The following is a 22,414-nucleotide window of genomic DNA, read 5'->3' as shown; positions in this document are numbered from 1 at the left end:
CCTCCCTTTGCAGTAAGGCTAACGGCCGCGCGCGCAAAGAAAAAGCCCGCCAAACTACGGGCGGGCTTTCAAACTCGGCTGTGCACTCAGATCAGTTGATCGACACCAGCTCAATCGCAAACGTCAGATCCTTGCCAGCCAGCATGTGGTTTGCATCCAGCTTGACAGTCTCGTCCGTGATCTCAACCACAGTGACCGGCACAACCTGACCCGTGGGCGCCTGCATCTGCAGCTGCAAACCAACTTCAAGCGGAATTTCGGCTGGGATCTGTTCGCGCGGCACGTCCTGCATGGCGTCGTCCTGACGTGGACCGTATGCTTGATCCGCCGGAATCTCAGCAACCTTTTTGTCGCCGACGCTCATGCCGTCCACAGCATTGTCAAACCCGGGGATCACCTGACCCGAGCCCAGTGTAAACTCAAGCGGATCGCGCCCTTCGGAGCTGTCAAAAACCGACCCGTCGCTCAGGGTGCCTGTGTAGTGAATGCGAACCGTGTCGCCCGATTTTGCGGCTGTCATGGCCTGTCCCATCTCTGAATATACCCACCCCATCCGGGGCTCATAAAGGCCGCACCCTAAAGTCGTAGCTGCCAAATGGCAAACGACCCTTTTCGACCCACCTGAAACCTGCCACTCTGCACCCAACTGGGAGGATCACATGGCCATCACCACCTGCATTTTCGATGCCTACGGCACACTCTTTGACGTCGCCGCCGCCGCACGCGAAGCCGCGTCAGAGCCGGGGCGCGACGCCTTTGCCAAACACTGGACCAAAGTTGCCAATGACTGGCGTCTGAAACAGCTGCAATACACGTGGCTCCGCGCGGTCGCCAATGCGCACACCGATTTTTGGGAGGTCACGCAAAACGGTCTGGACTGGGCCCTCGAGGCCTCGGGCCTGGATGGGGACGTCGAGCTGCGCGAACGCCTTCTCGCGCTTTACTGGGAACTGACAGCCTATCCTGAGGTGCCGCAAATGCTGGCCGATCTCAAAGCCCGCGGCATGAACACCGCGATTCTGTCCAATGGCTCGCCCGACATGCTCAATGGCGCCGTTCAAAGCGCGGGCGTGCAGGAATTTCTGGATGATGTGCTAAGCGTCGAAAGCGTTGGCATCTTCAAACCTGCCGATGTGGTTTACGAACTTGTCACCAAACGCTTTGGCTGTGCCCGCGACGAAGTGCTTTTTGTGTCGTCAAACGGATGGGACGCCGCCTGTGCGACCGGCTATGGCTTTAAAACCGCTTGGGTCAACCGCGCCAACGAACCGGTGGACCGCATGCCTTGGACACCCGCAGTTGTGCTGTCCGACCTGACGTCTATTCCCGACCACGCAAAGTGAACCCATGCCCACATTCACAACTTCCGACGGCCTTTCGATTTACTATGACGACACCGGTGGCAATGGTCCTGCGGTGCTCTGCCTTGCCGGCCTGACCCGCAACAGCACGGATTTCGACTACGCCCTGCCCGCCCTTCGCGATGCGCGCGTGATCCGGATGGACTATCGTGGGCGCGGCAAATCGGAATGGGCGGAGGATTTCACGACCTACTCCATCGACCGCGAAGCACAAGACGCGCTCGAACTTCTCGACCATCTCGAACTTGAAAAGGCCGCCATCCTTGGCACCTCACGCGGCGGACTGCTTGCCCTTCACTTGGCCGACACCGCGCGCGACCGACTTACCGGAGTTTGTTTTAACGACGTGGGGCCAAAAATCGAAACCAGCGGGCTGGAAATCATTCTGGTGTTTATCGGCCGAAATCCGATCTGGAAAACCCATGACGCGGCCGCCGCCGCCTTTGCAGAGCGGGTGCCCGGATTTGATGGTGTGCCTGCCAGCCGCTGGCGCGAAGAGGTTGAGAAACACTTCATCCAAACGCCTGACGGGCTGACGATCAATTACGACCCCAAATTGCGCAACGCAGTGCTGTCCCAATTCGATCCCCGTGGTCCCCAGCCGGATCTTTGGCCGCTGCTGGATGCCCTCAAGGGCCTGCCGCTCGCGGTGATCCGTGGGGCCAACTCCGATATCCTTTCTCAAGAAACCTTTGCAGAAATGCAAAAGCGTCAACCTATGCTGGCCGTCGAAATCGCCAATCGCGGCCATGTCCCTTTTCTGGATGAACCAGAGGCCGTCAAAGTTCTAAACGATTGGACCCAACAGCTCACTTGATTGGAAACGCTCATGAATATCGACATGATCCGCGCCGCCGCTGACCGCCTCATGGGCCACGCCCGCCGCACGCCAATGCTAACTTCTCCGTTTCTGGACGACATTGCTGGCCGCCGTGTGTTGATCAAACCTGAATGCTTGCAGCACACCGGATCCTTTAAATTCCGCGGAGGCTGGTCGGCAGTGTCCGCTCTTGACGAAGCAACCCGCAAACGCGGCGTCATCGCCTATTCATCGGGCAACCATGCCCAAGGCGTGGCCTTGGCAGCAGCACAGCACGGCGCTCCGGCGGTGATCGTGATGCCGCAGGACGCACCCAAATTGAAAATCGACAACACCCGCGCTTTGGGCGCCGAGGTGCTGCTATATGATCGCGCGGGCGGCGAAAACCGCGAAGCGGTCGGTGGCAAAATCGCAGAAGACCGCAACCTGACATTGATCCGTCCCTATGACGAGCCGCAGGTGATCGCCGGTCAAGGCACCACCGGTCTTGAGATCGCGGAACAAACCGCCGAGTTGGGCGTGACATCCGGCGACGTTCTGGCCTGTTGCGGCGGTGGCGGACTGACATCCGGCATCGCGCTGGCGCTAGAGGCCGAAGCCCCCGCCATGCGGGCCCGTCCGGTTGAGCCTGAAGGCTTTGACGACGTCGCCCGCTCACTCGCGTCTGGCACAATCCAGTCCAACTTGACGCAATCCGGATCTCTCTGCGATGCCATCATCACGCCGAAACCGGGCGACATAACCTTCCCGATCCTGTCGCGCCTCTGCGGCCCCGGCATGGTGGTCAGCGAAGACGATGCATTGCGGGCGATGGCCCTTGCCTTCAAGCGCCTCAAAATCGTGATCGAACCGGGTGGTGCCGTGGCCCTCGCCGCCGCGCTCTTTCACGGCGATCAGATCGAAGGCGACGCAGTTGTCGCTGTCTGTACTGGCGGCAACGTCGATGCCGACGTTTTTGCCAATGCCATCACCCGCTTTGACTGACTTCACGACAGCTCCAATAGGACAGTGACATGACCCGTTTCACAATCGCCTCTTTCAACGTCAAAAACCTCATCGGGCCAGATCAGGAATACTACACCTTCCAATCCTACACGCCCGAGGAATACGCTTGGAAGGAAGACTGGACCGCAAGCCAACTGTTCTCGATGGACGCCGACATCGTTGGCTTTCAGGAAATCTTCGAAGAAGGCGCCCTGCGCGATGTGATTGCCGAAGCTGACCGCATTGGCGAGGCGTCAAACGACGCCGTGATCCCTGACACATCAAAGCGTTACCATCGCAAAGCGATCTTTCGCAAACTCGGCTACACGCCATATGGCACCGGCGGCCTTTTTGTGGCTCCCAACACCAATGACACCGGCACCCCCGGCAACCGCCGCCCCGGCGTCGCGATCCTTTCGCGCTTTGGGTTTGCCGGCACACCCGAGATCATCCAGAACCTGCCAGAGCCTCTGGACATCCCGTTCCGCGAACTCACTGGCGAAGACGGCGGCCATTATCGCGTGTCCCGCCTCTCTCGCCCGATCCTCAAGGCGCGCATTCCAGTCAGCGACACGACCACGATCACCGTTTTCAACTGCCATCTGAAATCCAAACTTGGTGAATTCCCGCGCCCCGATGGTGCAGACCACGCACCCGAGGCAGACCTCACCAACTACGACCCTGTTGGTCGCGCAATGGGCGCAATGCGCGCCGCTTTGCGCCGCATGGCCGAGGCATGGGTGCTGCGCCGCGCCATCGTAGAAGAGTTGGAGGCAGGCCACCCCGTCATGGTCATGGGCGACTTCAACGACGGCGAACACGCGGTCAGCTCCGAAATCATTTCCGGCGAGGTGCCGTTCCGCAACTATTCGTGGATGCTGCGCCATGATGCCAAACACGGCGCCGACAGGTATAGCCGCGAAGAAAACGACATCATTCAGGACGCGGTCAACAAGGTCCGTCTGACCTCGGCGGAATCGCTGTTTGTGCGCAAATCCATGCGTGACATGGTCTACACAACGGCCTTCGGCGGCGTCTACGAAAGCATCGACCAGATCTATCTGTCACGCCACTTCCAGCCCGACAGCCTGCAAGCCATTGGTGAGATGGAATATTTCTCGGTCCTCAACGACCACCTCACCGACGGAAGCCACGCCGAAGCGCCCTATAACAAACTTGCCTCTGATCACGGACAGATCATGGCCCATATCCGCCTAAAGGACGCCTGATGCCCCTCGCCAATCTCAACGGGATTTCCGTGCACTACCGCGAAGACGGCGACCCTTCCGGTGCGCCAGTCCTTTTTGTCAATTCGCTCGGCACCACAATGGGCTTGTGGGACCCGATCCTGCCGCACCTGACAAACGGCCTGCGGATCATCCGCTATGACATGCGCGGCCACGGCCAGACCGACGTGCCTCCCGCACCCTATTCCATGGGGACGCTTGTCAAAGATGCGGAGGCCTTGCTGGACCATCTCAAAATCAAGGACGCCATGGTCGTCGGTCTGTCGATTGGTGGCATGGTTGCGCAGGGTTTGGCCGTCAAACGCCTCGATCAGGTGCGCGCCATGGTGCTGTCCAACACAGCCGCCAAAATCGGATCCCCCAAACTCTGGGACGACCGCATCGAACAGGTGCGCAAAGACGGCCTCACTGCCTTGTCAGACGCTACAATGCAGCGCTGGTTCAGCCGTGATTTCCTGATCCGCCCTGAATTGGCCCATTGGAAAGCCATGTTCGAAAACACCCCGCCCGAGGGCTACATGGGCTGTTGTGCCGCGATCAAAGGCACTGATTTCTACACGCCTACCTCCGGCCTGCGCCTGTCCACACTGGGCATCGCCGGATCCGAGGACGGCGCCACGCCGCCCGATCTGGTGCGCGAAACCGTCGCGCTGATCCCGGGCGCACACATGGAATTGATGCGCCGCACGGGCCACCTGCCCTGCGCCGAAAAGCCCGAGGCCTATGCCACACTTATCAACACTTTCCTCAAGGACACCGCCCATGTCTGACATTCTTTTGGTGCACGGCTCCTGCCACGGCGCATGGTGCTGGCGCGACCTGATCCCGGCGCTCGCCGATCTTGGCCACAGCGCCCGTGCTATCGACCTTCCCAGCCACGGCGCGGATCCGACGCCAATCGCAGACGTCACGCTCGATACATGCGGCCAAGCCGTCGCAGACGCGCTCGGCAAAGACACCGTTGTTGTTGGTCACAGCTGGGCCGGCTTTCCGATCTCGCGCGCGGCAGACCTTGCGCCCGGCCAGATTTCCCGCCTGATCTTTCTCTGTGCCTATGCGCCGTGGGATGGGTATTCGCTGGCCGACATGCGCCGCGCCGCACCGCGCCAACCGATTTTGGATGCTGTCATCAAATCAGACGATGGCCTCAGCTACACCATTGATCCCGCCAAAACCCGCCGCGTGTTTTATCACGACACGCCGGCTGGCACCGAAGATTTCGCAAATACGCACCTGTGCCCGCAGCCAATCCTGCCGCAGGAGACCCCGATTTCACTGGGCAATGGTTTCGCACAGGTACCCAAATCCTACATCCGTTGCACCGATGACCAGACGATCCCACCGGAATTTCAACGCACCATGACCGAGGGCTGGCCGCGCGAGGATGTTTTAGACATGCCCACCAGCCACTCGCCATTTCTGGCCGACCCAAAAGGGCTTGCCGCGCAGCTGGATCAAATCCTCACCCGCTAAGCCGCGTTTTGAAATCTTTCAAAAAATAGGGTTCTCCGCACTTTCCATTTATTTCATTTCCACCCATGTATTCCTGTAGCGCGCGCAAACAGACGCGAGACGCGACACGGAACCCGAGATGACAAACCGCCTGCCAATTCTGGTCATTCTGGCCACCGTCACCATCGACGCGATGGGCATTGGATTGATCATTCCGGTCATGCCCTACCTTATTGGCGAGGTCATGGGCGGCGATCTGGCAGACGCCGCGATCTGGGGTGGCATCCTCGCCACAGTGTTCGCGGTGATGCAGTTCCTCTGCGGCCCGCTTCTGGGCAACCTTTCCGACCGCTACGGGCGACGCAAAGTGCTGCTGGTTTCACTGGCCGTTATGTCGGCGGATTACGTCATCATGGCACTGGCCAACTCGATGTGGCTCTTGGTTGTCGGGCGCATCATCGCTGGCATCACGGCGGCCACCTACGCAACCGCCCTCGCCTATATGGCCGACATCTCAAAACCAGAAGACAAGGCCAAAGCCTTTGGTCTCATCGGCGCAGGCATCGGCATCGGCTTTGTACTTGGCCCCGCTCTGGGCGGTCTGCTGGCGCAGTTTGGCACCCGTGCGCCGTTCTGGGCCGCAGCCATACTTGCGGGCGGCAACGCGCTATTGGGTTGGTTTGTGCTGAAAGAAACAGTGACCGAGGCCAACCGCCGCGCCTTTGAATGGCGCCGAGCCAACCCCCTTGGCGCACTAGAAGCGCTTGGCCGCCTGCCATCCATGAGCAAACTTCTGGTGGTGTTCTTCCTTTATCAGATCGCCGCCGCCGTCTATCCGGCGATCTGGCCCTATTTCATCATCGAGCGTTTCGGCTGGGGCGAAGGCATGATCGGCCTCTCGCTGACCGCCTACGGGCTCTGCTACGCCATTGTGCAGGCGACGCTCATCGGCCCCACCGTGAAATGGATGGGGAACCGCCGCACGGTGGTTGTCGGCCTCGCGCTGGAAGTGGTCGCGCTGGTGTATCTGGGCATTATCGATACGGGCCTGCTGCTCTTTATCGGGATTCCGATTGCGGCGCTGTCCACCGTCGGCCTGCCTGCACTGCAAGGCATCATGTCCCGCCGCGTGCCTGACGATTCCCAAGGCGAGCTACAGGGCATCTCCTCTTCGCTCACCTCGCTTGCGCATATCCTCGCACCTTTGGTCATGACGCAAACTTTTGCCTATTTCTCCTCTGACCACGCGATTCTCTACCTGCCTGGCGCACCTTTCATACTCGCCGCCCTGCTGATGGTTTTTTCAATCGTGGTGTTTCAAAACTCACGTGGCGGCAAATAGCAAAAAAACGACGCTTGGTGTCTGGATTGGCGCGCGCAGTTCGTTAACGTGATCCAAACTGAGTTCCGACAGGACAAAAGAGGTTCATATGACCACCATCAAAGCCGCCGTGTGCCACGAATTTGGCCAACCACTCGTCGTCGAAGACGTCACTTTGCGCGCGCCCCAAATGGGCGAGATCGAAGTCACACTTGATGCGGTGGCGATATGCCATTCCGACATCTCATTTGCCGAAGGTGGCTGGGGGGGTAGCCTGCCCGCGGTCTACGGTCACGAGGCAGCGGGCCGCATCTCCGGTGTTGGTGGCGGTGTGACCGGTCTTGCCGAAGGCGACGCCGTTGTCGTGACCTTGATCCGCGCCTGTGGCGCCTGCCCGACCTGCTCCGAGGGCAAACCGGTGATTTGCTCCACGCCGTACGACGGCGACAAAGGCCCCCTGACGACTACCGATGGCGGTAAACTGCATCAGGCTATGGCCTGCGGTGCCTTTGCCGAAAAAGTTGTGGTTGACCAATCACAAGTGGTGAAAATTTCCGACGACATCCCCAAAGAAGCTGCCAGCCTGATTGCCTGTGGCGTGATCACCGGCGTTGGCGCGGTTGTGAACGCCGCCCAGATCCGCGCAGGTCAGGACGTCGTGGTGATCGGCGCCGGCGGCGTTGGCCTCAACGCCATCCAAGGTGCGCGCATCGCAGGTGCGCGCCGCATCGTCGCCGTCGACATGAGCGAGGAAAAGCTTGAAATCGCCAAGGAATTTGGGGCGACGGACGGCGTTCTCGCCACCGAAAAAAAACCATTCGTCAAAGCCATGCGCGCCATGGGCCGTGGGGCTGATGCGGTGATCGTCACCGTCGGCGCAATTCCGGCATATGACGAAGCCCCCCGCTACCTCGCGCCGGGCGGCAAGGTCATCATGGTCGGCATGCCGCATTCCGGTGCGAAATCCACCTATGAACCAGTGGTTCTCGCGGCCATCGGCCAAGGCATGCAGGGATCCAAAATGGGCGACGTTGTGATCAAACGCGATATCCCTTGGATGGTCGACCTTTACAAACAAGGCCGCCTAAAGCTCGATGAGTTGATCTCCGGTCGCTGGACGCTGGATCAGATCAACGAAGCCATTGCCGATACCAAAACCGGCAGCGCCAAACGCAACGTGATCTTGTTTGATCGCAACTAACCCAAACAAAGAAAGCGGTGCCAATGCTGAAATTCGTGGCCGATCTTTTTAAGCCAACAGATCCCAAGGCACCGCCCATCACTTCTGAAACCGGCATGACCTTTAGCGCAATCGAGGTCGCGCCGTTTCTAACCCGCCTCATGAACAACCCGCGCTTTGGCCTGCCAATCAACACGGCAGGCATGATCGCGGATCAGCTTTCCGACATAGCGCTTGACGAAACCCGTCGCTGGACCATCGAAGGCGCGTTTGACGGCGACATGACCACCATCGACATCGAAGCCTTTATGGACGCGCCCGCCGCGCCCGAAATGACCTTTTATGGCACCGAGGCTGTTGTGGCCGAAATTGACCGCGAACTGATTGCCTTTGACGAAGCGCAGGAGACTTAATCCATGAAACTCACCGATCTCGACGTCATCGTCACCGCCCCGCCCGCCCCGGGCTGGGGTGGTCGGTACTGGATTTTGGTCAAACTGACCACCGACACAGGCATCGTCGGTTGGGGGGAATGCTACGCGTCTTCTGTCGGCCCCGACGCCATGACCCATGTGATCCGCGACGTTTTTGAGCGCTACTTCCTCGGTGAAAACCCGGAAAACGTCGAACGCCTCTTCCGTCGCACCTATTCATCCGGCTTCACCCAACGCCCAGACCTGACAGTCATGGGCGCATTCTCCGGTCTCGAAATCGCCTGCTGGGACGCCGTCGGCAAAGACCGCGACCGCCCCGTCTATGCGCTGCTTGGCGGCTTGATGAACGAACGTCTGCGCGCTTACACGTACCTCTATCCTCTTGAACACCATAACGTCTCAGACTTCTGGACCTCTCCGGAACTGGCTGGCGAGACAGCCGCCGCGATGGTCGACAAAGGGTATACAGCCGTGAAATTCGACCCCGCCGGTCCTTACACCATGCGTGGCGGCCACATGCCTGCGATGTCTGATATCACCATGTCCGTCGCCTTTTGCAAAGCCATCCGCGAAGCGGTCGGTGATAAGGCCGACCTCCTATTCGGCACCCACGGTCAGTTCAACACCGCAGGCGCCATCCGCTTGGGTCAGGCGCTTGAACCCTATTCTCCGCTTTGGTTCGAAGAACCTACGCCGCCTGACAACATCGACGACATGGCGCGCGTTGCACGCAACGTGCGCATTCCCGTCGCGACGGGTGAGCGCATGACAACAAAAGCCGAATTCGCGGCTGTCCTTCGCGCCGGCGCCGCCGAAATCCTGCAACCGGCTCTGGGACGCGCTGGCGGCATCTGGGAAATGAAGAAAGTCGCCGCGATTGCCGAATGCTTTAACGCGCAAATGGCGCCGCATCTTTATGCCGGACCGGTTGAATGGGCTGCGAACATCCATCTCGCCGCTTCGATTCCAAACCTCTTGATGATTGAAACCATCGAAACGCCGTTCCACAACGACCTCATCCAGTCTGCCATCACAGTCGAGGACGGCTTTGTGACACCGCCAACAGCCCCAGGACTCGGTATTGAGGTCGACGAAGCCCTCGCCCGCGCGCATCCCTACACCGACACCGGCCTGCACCTTCAGATGCAGGACGCACCCTGCGATTACGTCAACGGCAATAGTTTTGAGGGCGGCGCACCACCAAAAACTTGAGACGTCTCGAAAACCGCGTTTAGCAGTGTTATATCTCTACCAAGCAAGAGAGCAGACGTGATGACCGAGACCCTTCAAAAACCAATCGCCCCACCCCCGTCCGAGATGGCGAAAAACGCCGAAGCCGCGGCCGCGTACCTTAAAACGCTGGCCCACGAAGGCCGTTTGATGATCTTGTGCCACCTTGGCTCAGGTGAGAAATCCGTTGGCGAACTCGAAGAGATTTTGGACTTGCGCCAAGCCGCAGTCAGCCAGATGCTCGCCCGCCTGCGCGACGAGGGTCTTGTCACGACGCGGCGCGACGGCAAAACGGTCTACTACACCCTTGCGGACGACAACACGTCACAGGTTATCTCGTTGCTTTATAATCTCTTTTGCGGCCCACAAACCAAGTGACACCGCCCAAGCTGCCTGCCAAGATCGAAGGCTGGTTCTCCGCGCGCGGCTGGGACATTCACCCCCATCAACGCGACATGCTCGCGCGCGCGCATGACCCCTGCACATTGCTGATTGCCCCCACCGGCGGCGGCAAAACTATGGCCGGTTTCTTGCCCACTCTGGCCGAGTTGGCTGACGGAAACCACGAGGGCCTGCACACACTTTATGTTTCCCCGCTCAAGGCGCTTGCCGCTGACATCAAACGCAACTTGCGTACACCGGTGGACGACATTGGCCTGCCGATCCGTATCGAGGACCGCACCGGCGACACGTCGAACACCGTCAAGAAACGTCAGCGCGCTGATCCGCCGCACATCCTGCTGACCACTCCCGAAAGCCTCGCCCTGCTGACGTCTTACGAGGACGCACCGCGGATTTTTGCTGGGCTCAAGCGGGTGATCGTCGACGAAATTCATGCGTTGGCCGAGTCCAAACGTGGTGACCAGCTCTTCCTTGCTCTCGCCCGCCTGCAAACTCTTTGCCCTGAATTGCGCCGTGTGGGCCTTTCGGCCACCGTTGACCGCCCCGACGACATCGCCAGCCTGCTTGCCCGCCATCCCGATCCCTGCGCCATCGTTACCGCCGATCCCGGCCCTGCGCCCGACATTGCGATGCTGCAGACCGAAGACGCCCCGCCTTGGTCCGGTGGCGGCGCGGCTTATGCGATCCCGGCCGTGCTGGAACAGGTCAAACGACACAAGACGACACTCATTTTTCACAACACCCGCGCGCAGGCGGAAATTTTCTTTCACAACTTGTGGCTCGCCAATGACGAAAGTCTGCCCATCGGCATCCACCACGGCAGTTTGGACCGCACCCAACGCGAGCGGGTCGAAGCCGCAATGGTACGCGGCGATCTGCGTGCCATCGTTTGCACCGGCAGTCTCGACCTCGGGATCGATTGGGGCGATGTTGACCTTGTGATCCAGGTCGGTGCGCCAAAAAACGTCAAAAGACTTGTGCAACGTATCGGTCGCGCCAATCACCGCTACAACGCGCCCTCAAAGGCGATTCTCGTGCCCGCAAACCGCTGGGAAGTCGTGGAATGCGTCACCGCGCTGCAAGCTGTGCGTGAGAATGATCTTGATGGCGATCCGCGCGGACGCGGTCCGCAAGATGTTTTGTGTCAACACATCCTGCTCGCCGCCGCCTCAGCGCCTTTCAAGGCCGATGACCTTTTCACGGAAATGACCTCCGCTGGCGCCTTTGCAGATCTCTCCCGCACCGAATTTGACGCCTGCCTCGAATTCTGCGCCACGGGCGGTTATGCATTTCGCGCCTACGACCGCTGGCAGCGCCTTCAGGAACGTGACGGCCTCTGGCATCTGCGTGATCCCCGCGCAGCCGCCCGCATCCGCATGAACGCCGGCACTATCCAAGACAGCGACACTCTCAAAGTCCGCCTCAAACGCAATCGCGGCGGCAAAGCCTTGGGTGAGGTCGAAGAAGCCTTCGCCGCGTCTCTTTCACCCGGAGACACTTTTTTGATCGGCGGACGGATCGTACGCTACGAAGGCTTGCGCGAAATGACGGTCGAGGTCTCACGCAACGCTGCAAGAAAGCCGCGTATCGCTGTGTTTTCCGGTACTAAATTCTCAACCTCCACCCAGCTCAGCCAACGCACCCTCAGGTATTTGCAACAAGACGATTGGCCCGAGTTGCCTGCCCACACCGCAGACTGGCTGCGTTTGCAACGTGACATGTCCCGTCTCCCGGAACCCGGTCGCTTGCTGGTCGAAACGTTCCCCCAAGATGGGCGGGAAAACATGGTGGTCTACGGCTTTGCAGGCCGCAACGCGCAACAGACCTTGGGACTGCTGCTGACCAAGCGCATGGAAGACCGCGACCTTGCGCCAATGGGGTTTGTCTCCACTGACTACGCCACCCTGATCTGGGGGTTGGATCAAGTCTCGGACGTCGAGTCTCTATTTGACCTCAATGCCTTGCGAGACGGACTTGATGGCTGGCTGGCTGGCAATGCGCTGATGAAACGTACCTTTCGCGGCGCGGCCACCATCGCCGGATTGATTGAGCGCAACACGCCGGGGACCCGTAAATCCGGACGGCAAGCCACCTTCAGCTCCGACATTCTTTACGACACATTGTCGAAATACGATCCTGACCACCTTTTGATGCAAGTCACGCGTGAAGAGGCCCTCCGTGGCCTGGTGGATTTTGCCCGCATCGAGGACATGCTGACCCGCATCGAAGGCCGAATTGACCACAGCCGTACAACACATGTAACCCCACTCTCCGCGCCGCTCTTCCTCGAAGTCGGCAAAGTCCCGGTTCAAAGCGGCAGCGCCGAGGAACGCCTGCTGGCGGAGGAGACCGAAGCCCTAATGAAAGACAGCGGCCTGTTCAATATCGGGAAATAACCTGACCAATTGCTTCTAACGAGATATTTTCATCAAATTTTGTTAGAATTGTGCAAGAATTTGAGTCCGAAACTTGCTTGATGCGGGTCGACGAGATAGGAACGTACCATGAACGGTCTAGACTTCTCTCTGGCGGGCGCAGGCCTCACCGCACTGGGCTCCGGCGCGCTTTGGTGGGCGGACCAAAGGCTGCTGGTTGTCTCTGACTTGCACTTGGGAAAAACCGAACGAATTCTGCGCCGTGGCGGCCCTTCTTTACCTCCGTACGAGACCCGGGACACGCTGATACGGCTGGAAAACGACCTCGCGACAACAGGCGCTGCGACTGTGATTTGCCTCGGCGACAGCTTTGATGACGTCGAAGCAGCCCGCACATTGCCCGAAGCTGACCGCCTGTGGATCAACCGCCTACAAGCTGGACGTCGTTGGGTCTGGATTGAAGGCAACCATGATCCCGGTCCCGTGGATCTTGGCGGCACCCATCTGGCGGAATTGCCCCTGCCTCCACTGGTGTTTCGCCACATTGCAGAAACCGGAAAAAGTGGCGAAATATCTGGGCATTACCACCCCAAAGTTCGTGTGCAAACGCGACTGCGCAGCATCACCCGACCTGCCTTTCTGATTGACAGCGACCGCGTGATCATGCCGGCCTACGGCACCTACACCGGTGGCCTGCGCAGCTCAGAGGATGTACTCGATACTCTGATGCGGCCCGAGGCTGCGGCAATCATCACAGGGCAAACACCTCGTTTGGTCCCAATGCCACGTTAACCTCTGGGGCCAACGTCCTAATCAAAAACAAAAAAGCCAATCAGCGCTGCAGCCCCCATTGACGCGGTGCTTTCTTTGCGGCTCTGATTAAGCACGCTGCAAGACACGGGTGACGCCTATGACACTTCCTGAAAACATCTCGGAAAAACTGCACGACAGCTTCGCGAAACAGTCGATGATGACGACCTTTGGTGCTCAGATCGACGAGATCGCGGCCGGTCTTGTCACCCTCCGCGCTCCGATCCTTGAAGGATGCAAGCAGCAGCACGGGTTCGCTCACGCGGCGCTGACTTTTGGTTTGGGCGACAGCGCTGCGGGCTATTCTGCCTTGTCCGTCATGCCGTTAGAAGCCGAAGTTCTCACCAGCGAGATGAAGATTCACCTCTTGGCGCCAGCCCAAGGCGACCACCTTGAAGCCGTTGGAAAAGTCATCAAACCGGGACGCCGGCTGGTCATTGTACAAGCCGAAGTATTTGCCATCTCAGGCGACACACGAACGCAAGTTGCGCTGATGACAGGCACCATGGTGCCGGTTCTGCCGAAGTAGTGCTCGGTAAAAGCAAAAGGACGGCCACATCAGGACCGCCCTTTAACCCATTAACAAATCTGCCACTTATGCAGTAAGGCCTTCCGGCTCAGCCAGCCCGTTGGCACGACAGCAGGCCGTCACGGTATTGGCCAGAAGACATGCAATGGTCATCGGCCCCACGCCACCCGGCACAGGTGTGATCGCGCCCGCCACGGCCGCCGCGCTTTCAAAGTGTACGTCACCCACAAGACGGGTTTTGCCCTCGCCACGTTCCGGCGCGTCAATGCGGTTAATGCCCACGTCGATCACCGTTGCACCCTCTTTGATCCAGTCCCCCGGCACCATCTCAGGCCGGCCCACAGCGGCGACAACGATGTCAGCGCGCCGCACCACATCCGGCAGGTCCTTGGTGCGCGAATGCGCAATCGTCACGGTGCAACTGTCACCCAGCAGCAGCTGCGCCATTGGCTTGCCGACAATGTTTGACCGGCCAACCACCACGGCATCCAGACCTGACAGAGACCCGTGATGTTCACGCAACATCATCAAGCACCCAAGCGGCGTACACGGCACCATGGATTTCTGGCCCGTGCCCAGCAGCCCAACGTTGGAAATGTGAAACCCATCCACGTCCTTGGCGGGATCAATCGCGTTAATCACCAAGTCCTCGTTCAGATGACCCGGCAACGGCAATTGCACCAGAATGCCATGCACTGCGGGATCATTGTTGAGCTGATCAATCAGCGCCAGCAAGTCCGCTTCGGCGGTGTCGATTTCCAGCTTGTGCTCATAGCTGTTCATGCCCACTTCGACGGTCTGCTTGCCCTTTGAGCGCACATAGACCTGGCTCGCAGGATCTTCGCCTACCAGAACCACCGCCAGTCCGGGTGTGATGCCGTTTTCTTCTTCCAGACGCGCCACGTGGCCGGCAACTTTTTCCCGCACTGTGGCCGCAAAGGCTTTTCCGTCGATGATTGTCGCCGTCATGTCATGTCCTCGCTGGTCAATTCATCGCGGGTGTCCGCGATCGGGCCGGTGAAATCAACCCCCGTGCCCATCTTGTGTGTCCTCAAAAACCGCCTAAGTGCAAAAACCCGATGCCTGCGCACTGCAGGCATCGGTACATGCTCTTAGAACAGACCTTCAACCAGTCCTTCGCCATTGATGCCAATGGTTTCCGCAGCCGGATGGCGCGGCAGACCCGGCATCGTCATGATCTCTCCGCAGATCACCACGACAAAGCCTGCCCCCGCACTCAGCCGCACTTCACGCACCGGCACAGAATGCCCTGTTGGGGCGCCACGCAGATTTGGATCGGTCGAGAAAGAATACTGCGTCTTCGCCATGCAGACCGGCAGATGCCCATATCCGGCATCTTCCCAAGTCTTTAGCTGATCACGGATTTTCTTGTCCGCGAGCACTTCATCGGCGCGATAAATCGACGTTGCCACCCGCTCGATTTTTTCAAACAGGCTCATCTCGTCTTTGTACAAAGGCGCAAACTGGCTGACACCGGCGTCCGCGATCTCGGCAATGCGTGTCGCCAGTTCTTTGGTGCCTTCCGAGCCTTTGGCCCAGTGCTGACACAGGATCGCTTCAGATCCTTCGCTCTCTACATAATCCTTCACCGCCTGCACTTCGGCGTCTGTGTCGGTGACAAAGTGGTTGATCGCAACCACAACTGGCACACCAAACTGTTTCAGGTTGCCAATGTGACGCCCAAGGTTGGCACAGCCTTCCTTAACCGCATCCACATTTTCCGGACCCAGATCCGCTTTGGCCACACCACCGTTCATTTTCATCGCGCGGATCGTCGCGACCAGCACAACCGCATCCGGCGCAAGGCCTGCTTTACGGCATTTGATGTTCATGAACTTCTCGGCACCCAGATCGGCCCCGAAACCAGCTTCTGTCACGACATAGTCGGCAATTTTCAGCGCCGTCGTGGTGGCAATCACAGAGTTACAGCCATGCGCAATGTTGGCAAACGGACCGCCATGCACAAACGCCGGGTTGTTTTCCAGGGTCTGCACCAGATTGGGCTGCATCGCATCGCGCAACAACACGGTCATCGCGCCATCTGCCTTGATATCACGCGCATAGATCGGGCTGCGATCACGGCGATAGGCCACGATCATGTCGCCCAGACGTTTCTGCAAGTCCTGCAAATCGTTTGCCAGACACAGGATCGCCATAACTTCCGACGCCACCGTGATGTCAAACCCGGTTTGACGCGGGAAGCCATTGGACACACCGCCGAGCGACGTCACGGTATCGCGCAGCGCGCGGTCGTTCATATCCAGCACACGTCGCCACGTGACACGACGCTCGTCGATCTCAAGCTCGTTGCCCCAATAGATGTGGTTATCAATCATCGCGCTCAGCAAATTGTGCGCGCTGGTGATGGCGTGAAAATCCCCTGTAAAGTGCAGGTTCATCTCTTCCATCGGCACAACTTGCGCATAGCCACCGCCAGCGGCGCCGCCCTTCATACCAAAGTTTGGCCCAAGTGAAGCTTCGCGGATACAAATCGCGGCCTTTTTGCCAATCGCGTTCAGGCCATCGCCCAGACCCACGGTTGTGGTGGTCTTGCCCTCGCCCGCAGGCGTTGGGTTGATGGCGGTGACAAGGATCAGCTTGCCGTTTTCTTTTCCCTGAACCGAGTTGATGAACTCTTGGCTCACCTTGGCCTTGTCGTGGCCATAAGGCAGCAGGTCGTCACTACTGATGCCAAGTTTGGCGCCGATCTCTTGGATCGGGCGTTTTTTGGCTTCGCGGGCGATTTCGATGTCTGTTTTGAAACTCATGACGGATCCCTGTCACAAAATGGTGGCGCTCTCTCAATCTTTTGTAGCGCCCCAATTTCCAACGGCGAGATGCATTTCCGACATTTCCGGCGCTTGTTGCGTCGGCATAGGCAGCGCCGGTTTCTTTTTGGAAACGCAGCGTCACCTTAGGCGCATTTCTTTCGCGACTCGCGGCCCCTAATGGCCGCGTGCTACCTCAAGCTGGCTCCAAACCGGTTGATCCGGAATAAACAGCCGCATTTTGTCGCCAAGCGTCAACGTGCCAGGCCGCTCGACCCAAGCGGTCACGCCCCGCAAACCATTTGCCGCCGGTTTGAATGTCTTGCCAAATCCTTCGTGCTCACCTTCGATCACACGACCGGGGAAAACGCAGGGCCGGTTTTCCATATCGATGGTGATGGTCGCCCCATCCGGCCCTTGCAATCGCGCGTTTGGCGGCACGTGGGTGAAATCGGGAATACCCTTGATCACCAACGATGCCCCGACCCATGCAGGATCGACGCTCTTCAGCCCCATATTGGCCGCGATCTGATCCAGCTCTTCCTGACTAAGCACCGACAACTGCCGCACATTCGAGATTTCTGTTCCGGTCTCATAAAGCGCCGACACGCGGCTGCATGACGCCCGCGTCACACCGGCGTGGCACTCATTGTCCGCGCCGCCAAACGCCAGAGGCAGCGCTTGGGCGCTCTGTGCCTGCAAAGTCTGTCCTCTGTCCGCCACGCGGCCCAACCAGACGATTTCGGCCTCAAACTTTGTTGCCTTTAGTGCGGGCATCGTGCCTCTCCCTGTTCCACATGCGTTTGCCGGAATGAGTAGCCAAGAGACGCTGCACAAACAACGCAAGTTTGGTGACGGAGGGTATCAGCACACGTGATCCTTGAATGATCCGAACGGGGCCGCAAGCCAAACGCACGTCGCCCTTGCAACCACTTACGCGCGGCCCCTCAGCCGTATTTGTCCCCCACATCTTCCCGCACCGGATGCGTGTCATAGAAAATCGACATCGAGGCAAACTTGCCATTTGGGCCAAACTTAAAATAGTCCACGCCCTGAAACACAAGCTTGTCGCCGCTCGCCAACGTCCAGTCATACTCGAAATGCGCAGCAGCCGAGTCGCCCCCCTCCCCGAGCAACACATCAAACACCGTCAGCTTGCTCGCGCTCGAAGCTTGCTCCAGCTTCCGGTAAAACTCCGCGGCCCCCAAGGTGCCCAAAAAAGGCGACACAACAAATCCGTCCGGCTCAAACATCGCGATAATCCCGTCGATGTCGGATGCGGTCAGCAATCAAATCGCCAACAGAAAACCCCCGAGGCGCCCTCACGCACCGGGGGTTAAGTCTTGAGCCCCTTTTCAGGGTCTGTCCCTCGGCTTAGCCGGTGGGTTCCGGCTCCATCCCGCCATCATCACCCGAAGGTTTGTTGCGGGGTTTGGTCTTAGGAACGGCAGTTACGCTTGGCGCGCTTCCTTCGTCCGGCTTGTCGTCGTCGTCGTCATTTGTGCTCGGCGCTTCGCCGTTCATCACACGTTTGATTTCGTCGCCCGTCAGGGTTTCGTATTCCAACAAGCCCTGCGCCAGACGTTCGAACTCTTCGTTCTTGTCTTTAATGATCTCAAGAGCCCGCTCATAGCCTTCGTCGATCAAACGCTTCACTTCGGACTCGATCATTTCCTTGGTCGACGCCGACACCGAGAAACCACCCGTGCTGCCCTGATAGCCAGCCGCAGCCTCTTGGTAGTCGATGTTCCCAACTTTGTCGGACATGCCCCACTGCATCACCATGGCGCGCGCCAAACCGGATGCTTGCTGGATGTCGCCCGCAGGACCGTTGGACACTTCGTTTTCACCATATTTGATGATCTCGGCCGCTTTGCCTGCCATCGCCATAGCCAGGCGCTGATGACATTCTTCCTTGAACATATTCAGCCGGTCCATCTCGGGCAGGCTCATCACCATGCCCAAAGCGCCACCGCGCGGAATGATGGTGGCTTTATAAACCGGATCACACTTAGGCAGCGTGATGCCGACAATTGCGTGGCCCGCTTCGTGGTAAGCCGTCATTTCTTTCTGGGCCTGGGTCAGCACCATCGACCGACGCTCAGCGCCCATCATGACTTTGTCTTTGGCCTGCTCATAGTCTTCCATGGTCACAAACCGACGCCCCACACGCGCAGCCATCAAGGCCGCCTCGTTCACAAGGTTCGCCAGATCGGCACCGGAAAAGCCCGGCGTACCACGTGCGATGATGCGCAGATCCACATCGGGGCCCAGCGGAGTTTTGCGCGCATGAACGCCCAAAATCTTTTCGCGGCCTTTGATGTCGGGGTTGCCCACGGTCACGTTGCGGTCAAAACGACCGGGACGCAGCAGGGCCGGATCCAGAACATCTTTGCGGTTTGTCGCCGCCAAAATGATCACACCTTCGTTGGCTTCAAAGCCATCCATTTCGACCAGCAACTGGTTGAGCGTCTGTTCGCGCTCATCATTGCCACCGCCATAGCCTGCACCACGTGAGCGGCCAACAGCATCGATTTCATCGATGAACACGATGCAAGGCGCGTTCTTTTTGGCCTGCTCAAACATGTCGCGCACACGGCTTGCGCCAACGCCAACAAACATTTCGACAAAATCGGAACCGGAGATGGTGAAAAACGGCACGCCCGCTTCGCCCGCAATTGCGCGCGCCAGCAACGTTTTACCTGTGCCGGGAGGGCCAACAAGCAACGCACCTTTGGGAATCTTGCCGCCAAGGCGCGAGAATTTCTGCGGATTGCGCAGGAATTCCACGATCTCTTCCAGCTCTTCTTTGGCCTCATCAATGCCCGCAACATCATCAAACGTCACGCGACCTTGCTTCTCGGTCAGCATTTTGGCCTTGGATTTACCAAAGCCCATCGCGCCGCCTTTGCCGCCGCCCTGCATGCGGTTCATGAAGTAAATCCACACACCCACAAGCAACAGAACCGGCAACATGCTAAACAGCAACGCTTGGAAACCGGAGGTCTCCTGGCTCTTCGCCGTCAGAGGAATATTATTGTCGATCAACAGCTTGGTCACTTCGGCATCGGCTGGCATGATCACTGCATAGCTGGTGCCATCGGTGGTGGAGTACGTCGCCTTCTCACCATCCAGCGTCACCGACGTTACCTGATCACCTTCCACTGCGGCCACAAACTCAGAATAACTCTGATCGCGGCTCTGCATGGCAGACCCATTGCTGTCAAAAAGGTTGAACAAAGCCAGGATCAGCAAAAAGATGATGACCCAAAAAGCTATATTTCGCGCGTTGCCCAAGGCAAATCTCCCGTAAAAACCGCCGCGGTTCCTAACATGACGGCGATTAGAGTTAAATAGACATCACAGAGCACAGTTCAATGCGTTTTTCGCATGTTTGCCCTCAATCAGCCAAACACAGTCCGCCCATCGACCAACTCAGCATACCAGCCTTCCCCGAATCCCACCAGCGGGGCGGCAATCAATTCTGCGTTCCGCCAGACAGCGGGCGTGGCCAAAAGGCTCTGGCGCGGGATCTCCAGGTCTCGCCAATTCTCACAAAGGGCCAGGCCAGAACCGCCAAGAGCCGCGATGTGCAATCCGTCCTGCGTGATCCCTGGACCAGCCATCAGTTTCCATCTGCCATCCCAGATACCGTCGATCGCGCACCGTAGATCTTTCACGGCCGCGAATTCCCGGGTGATCCTCAGATGCGTCAAACCCGGCATCACCAAACAACCGTGCAACGCCGTTGGCGCGCCCGCAGACATCGCTCCAACCAGCGCACGATACCGCGGGCGATACGCCTGCCCCGACACTTCACAGAGGGCATCCGCCATGATCTTGGTCCGCACCGCTTCCGGCTGGTCGGACAACGCGCCGCGATCCAGCATCACATCCGGCCCGTCGTAGTCCACGGCAATGGGCTCGATGAGCTCTGCAAAACCGTCCAGAACGTCTTTCTGTCTCGCCATATGCTGCGAAGTCTTAACCAATCGCTCGACCGTCAGCCCGAGCGGCGCCAGCGTCTGCATCATCTGCCGCGCCTTCACGCGATCAAACCGCGTATCTTTGTTGCTGGGATCATCTGCCCAGAGAATGCCAGTAGCCCGCAAATGCTCCCGCAGGGCCTCCCGCCTTGCACCCAACAGCGGCCGCAGCCATGTCACCGCACCATCCGGCCGCGCCTCTGCCATGCCCGCCAGCCCGTCCACACCGGACCCACGCGCCAGCCGCATCAAAAACGTCTCCGCCTGATCATCCGCCGTATGGCCCAACGCCACATGCGCAATCCCACGGCGAACCGCCCAATCGTGCAATGCGGCCCGTCGCCCGTCCCGAGCGGCGGCCTGCAAATTGCCAGTGCCGTCCCAGTGCCAATCCAGAATGTCATGGGAAAGTCCGTGCTGCGCGGCATAGGCTGCCACCAACGCCAGCTCCTCTGCCGCCTCGGCCCGCAAACCATGGTTCACGCTCGCGACGCAAATCTCCACCACACCCGACAGGCGCAACAGGTCCAGCAATGCCATGCTGTCGCTGCCGCCACTTACGGCCACGCCAATTCTTTCGGGAACCGCCCCACCAAAGGCGCGTTCCAGCGCCTCTGCGATTACGTCCTCAGGCGCGTTTTGTGTGCTCACGAACACTGCAATGAGGTCATTTCGCCCTGTGCTTGCGTCACAAATCCGGACGTCGGATACCGCACAGCCACCTCGTTCAGCGTTACACAGGCCTCGTTGGATTGCCCCAAGGCTCCCAATGATTTGCCCAAACGAAACAACGCCTCAGGTGCGGTGCCGGCATTTGGGCCACCGGAATAGGCCTCCAAAAACGCACGCGCGGCGCGGGTGTGTTCCTCCAACCCTTCCAGCGCCTGCCCACGGCGCAAATGCGCCTCCGCTTCCAGCGGGCTGCCGGGATAAGTCTGCACAAAGGTCTCAAACTGATCCGACGCCGCGCGGAAATCGCCGCCATCCAAGGCAGACATGGCACGGGAAAAATCCGCCTCTTCGCCAACTGCCAACTCGGTGGTGTCGCCGTCGCCCGACCCATCTTCGCCGTTGTCGATGATTTCCACCGATCCGACATCACCGCCCAACGTTGTGGTCTCACCTAACGCGCTCAAATCGCCGCCTTCCAGCTCGACCAGCCGGAATTCAAGATCGCCAATCCGGTTCGTGCCGTCCTCTACAACCCGCTCCACGCGATATTGCAGCTGCTCAGTTTTACCCGTCAGCTCCCTCAAACGCTGCTCAATCGCATCGACACGCTCAAGCGTGGATGCCCCTGACGTTGTGCCTCCCGCTGAACCTGTGGTCGACAGTTCCCGCTTCAGACGCTGTATGTCGACATAAAGCACGGTCAACTGCTGGCGGATGTCCGCCAGCGTTTCACTATTGTCCTGCGCCTTGCCACTCACCGGTGCCATCACCAGCGCCAAGGCGGTCACTGCGCCAAATACCGAGCTCTTCATGTGGTTTTTC

22 protein-coding genes are annotated in these 22,414 nt (G+C 59.0%); 14 read left to right on the top strand and 8 right to left on the bottom strand.

The window, feature by feature from the left end:
- Positions 1-91: 91 nt before the first annotated feature.
- Positions 92-520, bottom strand: coding sequence for an FKBP-type peptidyl-prolyl cis-trans isomerase (locus PG871_RS08015; protein WP_270728098.1), 429 nt, complete (start codon positions 518-520; stop codon positions 92-94).
- Between the two features lie 139 nt (positions 521-659).
- On the opposite strand from PG871_RS08015, the gene PG871_RS08010 reads away from it, so the two are divergent.
- From PG871_RS08010 to PG871_RS07945, 14 genes are all read left to right on the top strand, one after another.
- Entirely contained in the window at positions 660-1,343 is a 684-nt protein-coding gene (locus tag PG871_RS08010) for a haloacid dehalogenase type II (protein WP_270728097.1), read from the top strand.
- Between the two features lie 4 nt (positions 1,344-1,347).
- On the top strand, positions 1,348-2,178 hold the full coding sequence (locus tag PG871_RS08005; protein WP_270728095.1) for an alpha/beta fold hydrolase: 831 nt from the start codon (positions 1,348-1,350) through the stop codon (positions 2,176-2,178).
- A 12-nt stretch (positions 2,179-2,190) separates the two neighbouring features.
- Positions 2,191-3,165: a threonine ammonia-lyase gene (locus tag PG871_RS08000; protein WP_270728093.1), complete on the top strand. Its 975-nt coding sequence runs from the start codon at positions 2,191-2,193 to the stop codon at positions 3,163-3,165.
- Between the two features lie 29 nt (positions 3,166-3,194).
- Complete coding sequence (locus PG871_RS07995; RefSeq protein ID WP_270728091.1) at positions 3,195-4,394, top strand: endonuclease/exonuclease/phosphatase family protein; 1,200 nt, start codon at positions 3,195-3,197, stop codon at positions 4,392-4,394.
- Positions 4,394-5,182: a 3-oxoadipate enol-lactonase gene (gene pcaD, locus PG871_RS07990; protein WP_270728090.1), complete on the top strand. Its 789-nt coding sequence runs from the start codon at positions 4,394-4,396 to the stop codon at positions 5,180-5,182. Before PG871_RS07995 ends, pcaD begins: the two co-directional genes overlap by 1 nt.
- The gene (locus PG871_RS07985) at positions 5,175-5,885 is read left to right on the top strand and encodes an alpha/beta fold hydrolase (protein ID WP_270728088.1); all 711 of its coding nucleotides are present in this window, start codon (positions 5,175-5,177) and stop codon (positions 5,883-5,885) included. Before pcaD ends, PG871_RS07985 begins: the two co-directional genes overlap by 8 nt.
- A 118-nt stretch (positions 5,886-6,003) precedes the next feature.
- Positions 6,004-7,206, top strand: coding sequence for a TCR/Tet family MFS transporter (locus tag PG871_RS07980; RefSeq protein ID WP_270728087.1), 1,203 nt, complete (start codon positions 6,004-6,006; stop codon positions 7,204-7,206).
- 88 nt (positions 7,207-7,294) lie between these two features.
- The gene (locus PG871_RS07975) at positions 7,295-8,386 is read left to right on the top strand and encodes a Zn-dependent alcohol dehydrogenase (protein WP_270728085.1); all 1,092 of its coding nucleotides are present in this window, start codon (positions 7,295-7,297) and stop codon (positions 8,384-8,386) included.
- Positions 8,387-8,409: 23 nt separating this feature from the next.
- A complete protein-coding gene (locus tag PG871_RS07970) occupies positions 8,410-8,778 on the top strand; it encodes a hypothetical protein (RefSeq protein WP_270728084.1) in 369 nt (122 codons plus the stop codon).
- A 3-nt stretch (positions 8,779-8,781) separates the two neighbouring features.
- Positions 8,782-10,011 carry a mandelate racemase/muconate lactonizing enzyme family protein gene (locus PG871_RS07965; RefSeq protein ID WP_270728083.1) on the top strand — a complete coding sequence of 410 codons (1,230 nt, stop codon included), beginning with the start codon at positions 8,782-8,784 and terminating at the stop codon, positions 10,009-10,011.
- 60 nt (positions 10,012-10,071) lie between these two features.
- A complete protein-coding gene (locus PG871_RS07960; RefSeq protein WP_270728080.1) occupies positions 10,072-10,407 on the top strand; it encodes an ArsR/SmtB family transcription factor in 336 nt (111 codons plus the stop codon).
- Positions 10,404-12,827, top strand: coding sequence for a ligase-associated DNA damage response DEXH box helicase (locus PG871_RS07955; protein WP_270728078.1), 2,424 nt, complete (start codon positions 10,404-10,406; stop codon positions 12,825-12,827). The genes PG871_RS07960 and PG871_RS07955 overlap by 4 nt, the downstream gene beginning before the upstream one ends.
- A gap of 108 nt (positions 12,828-12,935) precedes the next feature.
- Positions 12,936-13,598 (top strand): ligase-associated DNA damage response endonuclease PdeM, encoded by a 663-nt coding sequence (gene pdeM / locus PG871_RS07950; protein WP_270728075.1) that lies wholly within the window; start codon positions 12,936-12,938, stop codon positions 13,596-13,598.
- Between the two features lie 118 nt (positions 13,599-13,716).
- A complete protein-coding gene (locus tag PG871_RS07945; RefSeq protein WP_270728074.1) occupies positions 13,717-14,145 on the top strand; it encodes a PaaI family thioesterase in 429 nt (142 codons plus the stop codon).
- A 66-nt stretch (positions 14,146-14,211) separates the two neighbouring features.
- Here the strand turns inward: PG871_RS07945 and folD are convergent, their stop codons facing one another.
- The 7 genes from folD to ybgF all read right to left on the bottom strand — a co-directional run bounded on the left by folD (position 14,212) and on the right by ybgF (position 22,404).
- The gene (gene folD / locus PG871_RS07940; protein ID WP_270728072.1) at positions 14,212-15,114 is read right to left on the bottom strand and encodes a bifunctional methylenetetrahydrofolate dehydrogenase/methenyltetrahydrofolate cyclohydrolase FolD; all 903 of its coding nucleotides are present in this window, start codon (positions 15,112-15,114) and stop codon (positions 14,212-14,214) included.
- Between the two features lie 143 nt (positions 15,115-15,257).
- A complete protein-coding gene (locus PG871_RS07935) occupies positions 15,258-16,934 on the bottom strand; it encodes a formate--tetrahydrofolate ligase (RefSeq protein ID WP_270728070.1) in 1,677 nt (558 codons plus the stop codon).
- A 177-nt stretch (positions 16,935-17,111) separates the two neighbouring features.
- Positions 17,112-17,711 carry an MOSC domain-containing protein gene (locus PG871_RS07930; RefSeq protein WP_270728068.1) on the bottom strand — a complete coding sequence of 200 codons (600 nt, stop codon included), beginning with the start codon at positions 17,709-17,711 and terminating at the stop codon, positions 17,112-17,114.
- Positions 17,712-17,881: 170 nt separating this feature from the next.
- A complete protein-coding gene (locus PG871_RS07925; protein WP_270728066.1) occupies positions 17,882-18,223 on the bottom strand; it encodes a nuclear transport factor 2 family protein in 342 nt (113 codons plus the stop codon).
- A gap of 85 nt (positions 18,224-18,308) precedes the next feature.
- Complete coding sequence (gene ftsH, locus PG871_RS07920; RefSeq protein ID WP_270728064.1) at positions 18,309-20,231, bottom strand: ATP-dependent zinc metalloprotease FtsH; 1,923 nt, start codon at positions 20,229-20,231, stop codon at positions 18,309-18,311.
- 107 nt (positions 20,232-20,338) lie between these two features.
- Complete coding sequence (gene tilS, locus PG871_RS07915; RefSeq protein WP_270728062.1) at positions 20,339-21,571, bottom strand: tRNA lysidine(34) synthetase TilS; 1,233 nt, start codon at positions 21,569-21,571, stop codon at positions 20,339-20,341.
- Positions 21,568-22,404: a tol-pal system protein YbgF gene (ybgF, locus tag PG871_RS07910; RefSeq protein ID WP_270728060.1), complete on the bottom strand. Its 837-nt coding sequence runs from the start codon at positions 22,402-22,404 to the stop codon at positions 21,568-21,570. Before ybgF ends, tilS begins: the two co-directional genes overlap by 4 nt.
- Between the last annotated feature and the right edge of the window lie 10 nt (positions 22,405-22,414).

The sequence above is a fragment of the Shimia sp. Alg240-R146 genome, from assembly GCF_947331465.1.
In the GTDB taxonomy this organism is placed as follows: domain Bacteria; phylum Pseudomonadota; class Alphaproteobacteria; order Rhodobacterales; family Rhodobacteraceae; genus Shimia.
This window is presented reverse-complemented; position numbering and strand designations above follow the sequence as displayed.

Coding starts and splice junctions, on each gene's coding strand:
- ybgF (WP_270728060.1), bottom strand. CDS start 22,404: ATGAAGAGCTCGGTATTTGGCGCAGTGACCGCCTTGGCGCTGGTGATG.
- pdeM (WP_270728075.1), top strand. CDS start 12,936: ATGAACGGTCTAGACTTCTCTCTGGCGGGCGCAGGCCTCACCGCACTG.
- PG871_RS07970 (WP_270728084.1), top strand. CDS start 8,410: ATGCTGAAATTCGTGGCCGATCTTTTTAAGCCAACAGATCCCAAGGCA.
- PG871_RS07995 (WP_270728091.1), top strand. CDS start 3,195: ATGACCCGTTTCACAATCGCCTCTTTCAACGTCAAAAACCTCATCGGG.
- PG871_RS07930 (WP_270728068.1), bottom strand. CDS start 17,711: ATGCCCGCACTAAAGGCAACAAAGTTTGAGGCCGAAATCGTCTGGTTG.
- PG871_RS07935 (WP_270728070.1), bottom strand. CDS start 16,934: ATGAGTTTCAAAACAGACATCGAAATCGCCCGCGAAGCCAAAAAACGC.
- PG871_RS07945 (WP_270728074.1), top strand. CDS start 13,717: ATGACACTTCCTGAAAACATCTCGGAAAAACTGCACGACAGCTTCGCG.
- PG871_RS08010 (WP_270728097.1), top strand. CDS start 660: ATGGCCATCACCACCTGCATTTTCGATGCCTACGGCACACTCTTTGAC.
- PG871_RS08000 (WP_270728093.1), top strand. CDS start 2,191: ATGAATATCGACATGATCCGCGCCGCCGCTGACCGCCTCATGGGCCAC.
- PG871_RS07980 (WP_270728087.1), top strand. CDS start 6,004: ATGACAAACCGCCTGCCAATTCTGGTCATTCTGGCCACCGTCACCATC.
- PG871_RS07985 (WP_270728088.1), top strand. CDS start 5,175: ATGTCTGACATTCTTTTGGTGCACGGCTCCTGCCACGGCGCATGGTGC.
- PG871_RS07975 (WP_270728085.1), top strand. CDS start 7,295: ATGACCACCATCAAAGCCGCCGTGTGCCACGAATTTGGCCAACCACTC.
- PG871_RS08005 (WP_270728095.1), top strand. CDS start 1,348: ATGCCCACATTCACAACTTCCGACGGCCTTTCGATTTACTATGACGAC.
- pcaD (WP_270728090.1), top strand. CDS start 4,394: ATGCCCCTCGCCAATCTCAACGGGATTTCCGTGCACTACCGCGAAGAC.
- PG871_RS08015 (WP_270728098.1), bottom strand. CDS start 520: ATGACAGCCGCAAAATCGGGCGACACGGTTCGCATTCACTACACAGGC.
- folD (WP_270728072.1), bottom strand. CDS start 15,114: ATGACGGCGACAATCATCGACGGAAAAGCCTTTGCGGCCACAGTGCGG.
- PG871_RS07965 (WP_270728083.1), top strand. CDS start 8,782: ATGAAACTCACCGATCTCGACGTCATCGTCACCGCCCCGCCCGCCCCG.
- PG871_RS07960 (WP_270728080.1), top strand. CDS start 10,072: ATGACCGAGACCCTTCAAAAACCAATCGCCCCACCCCCGTCCGAGATG.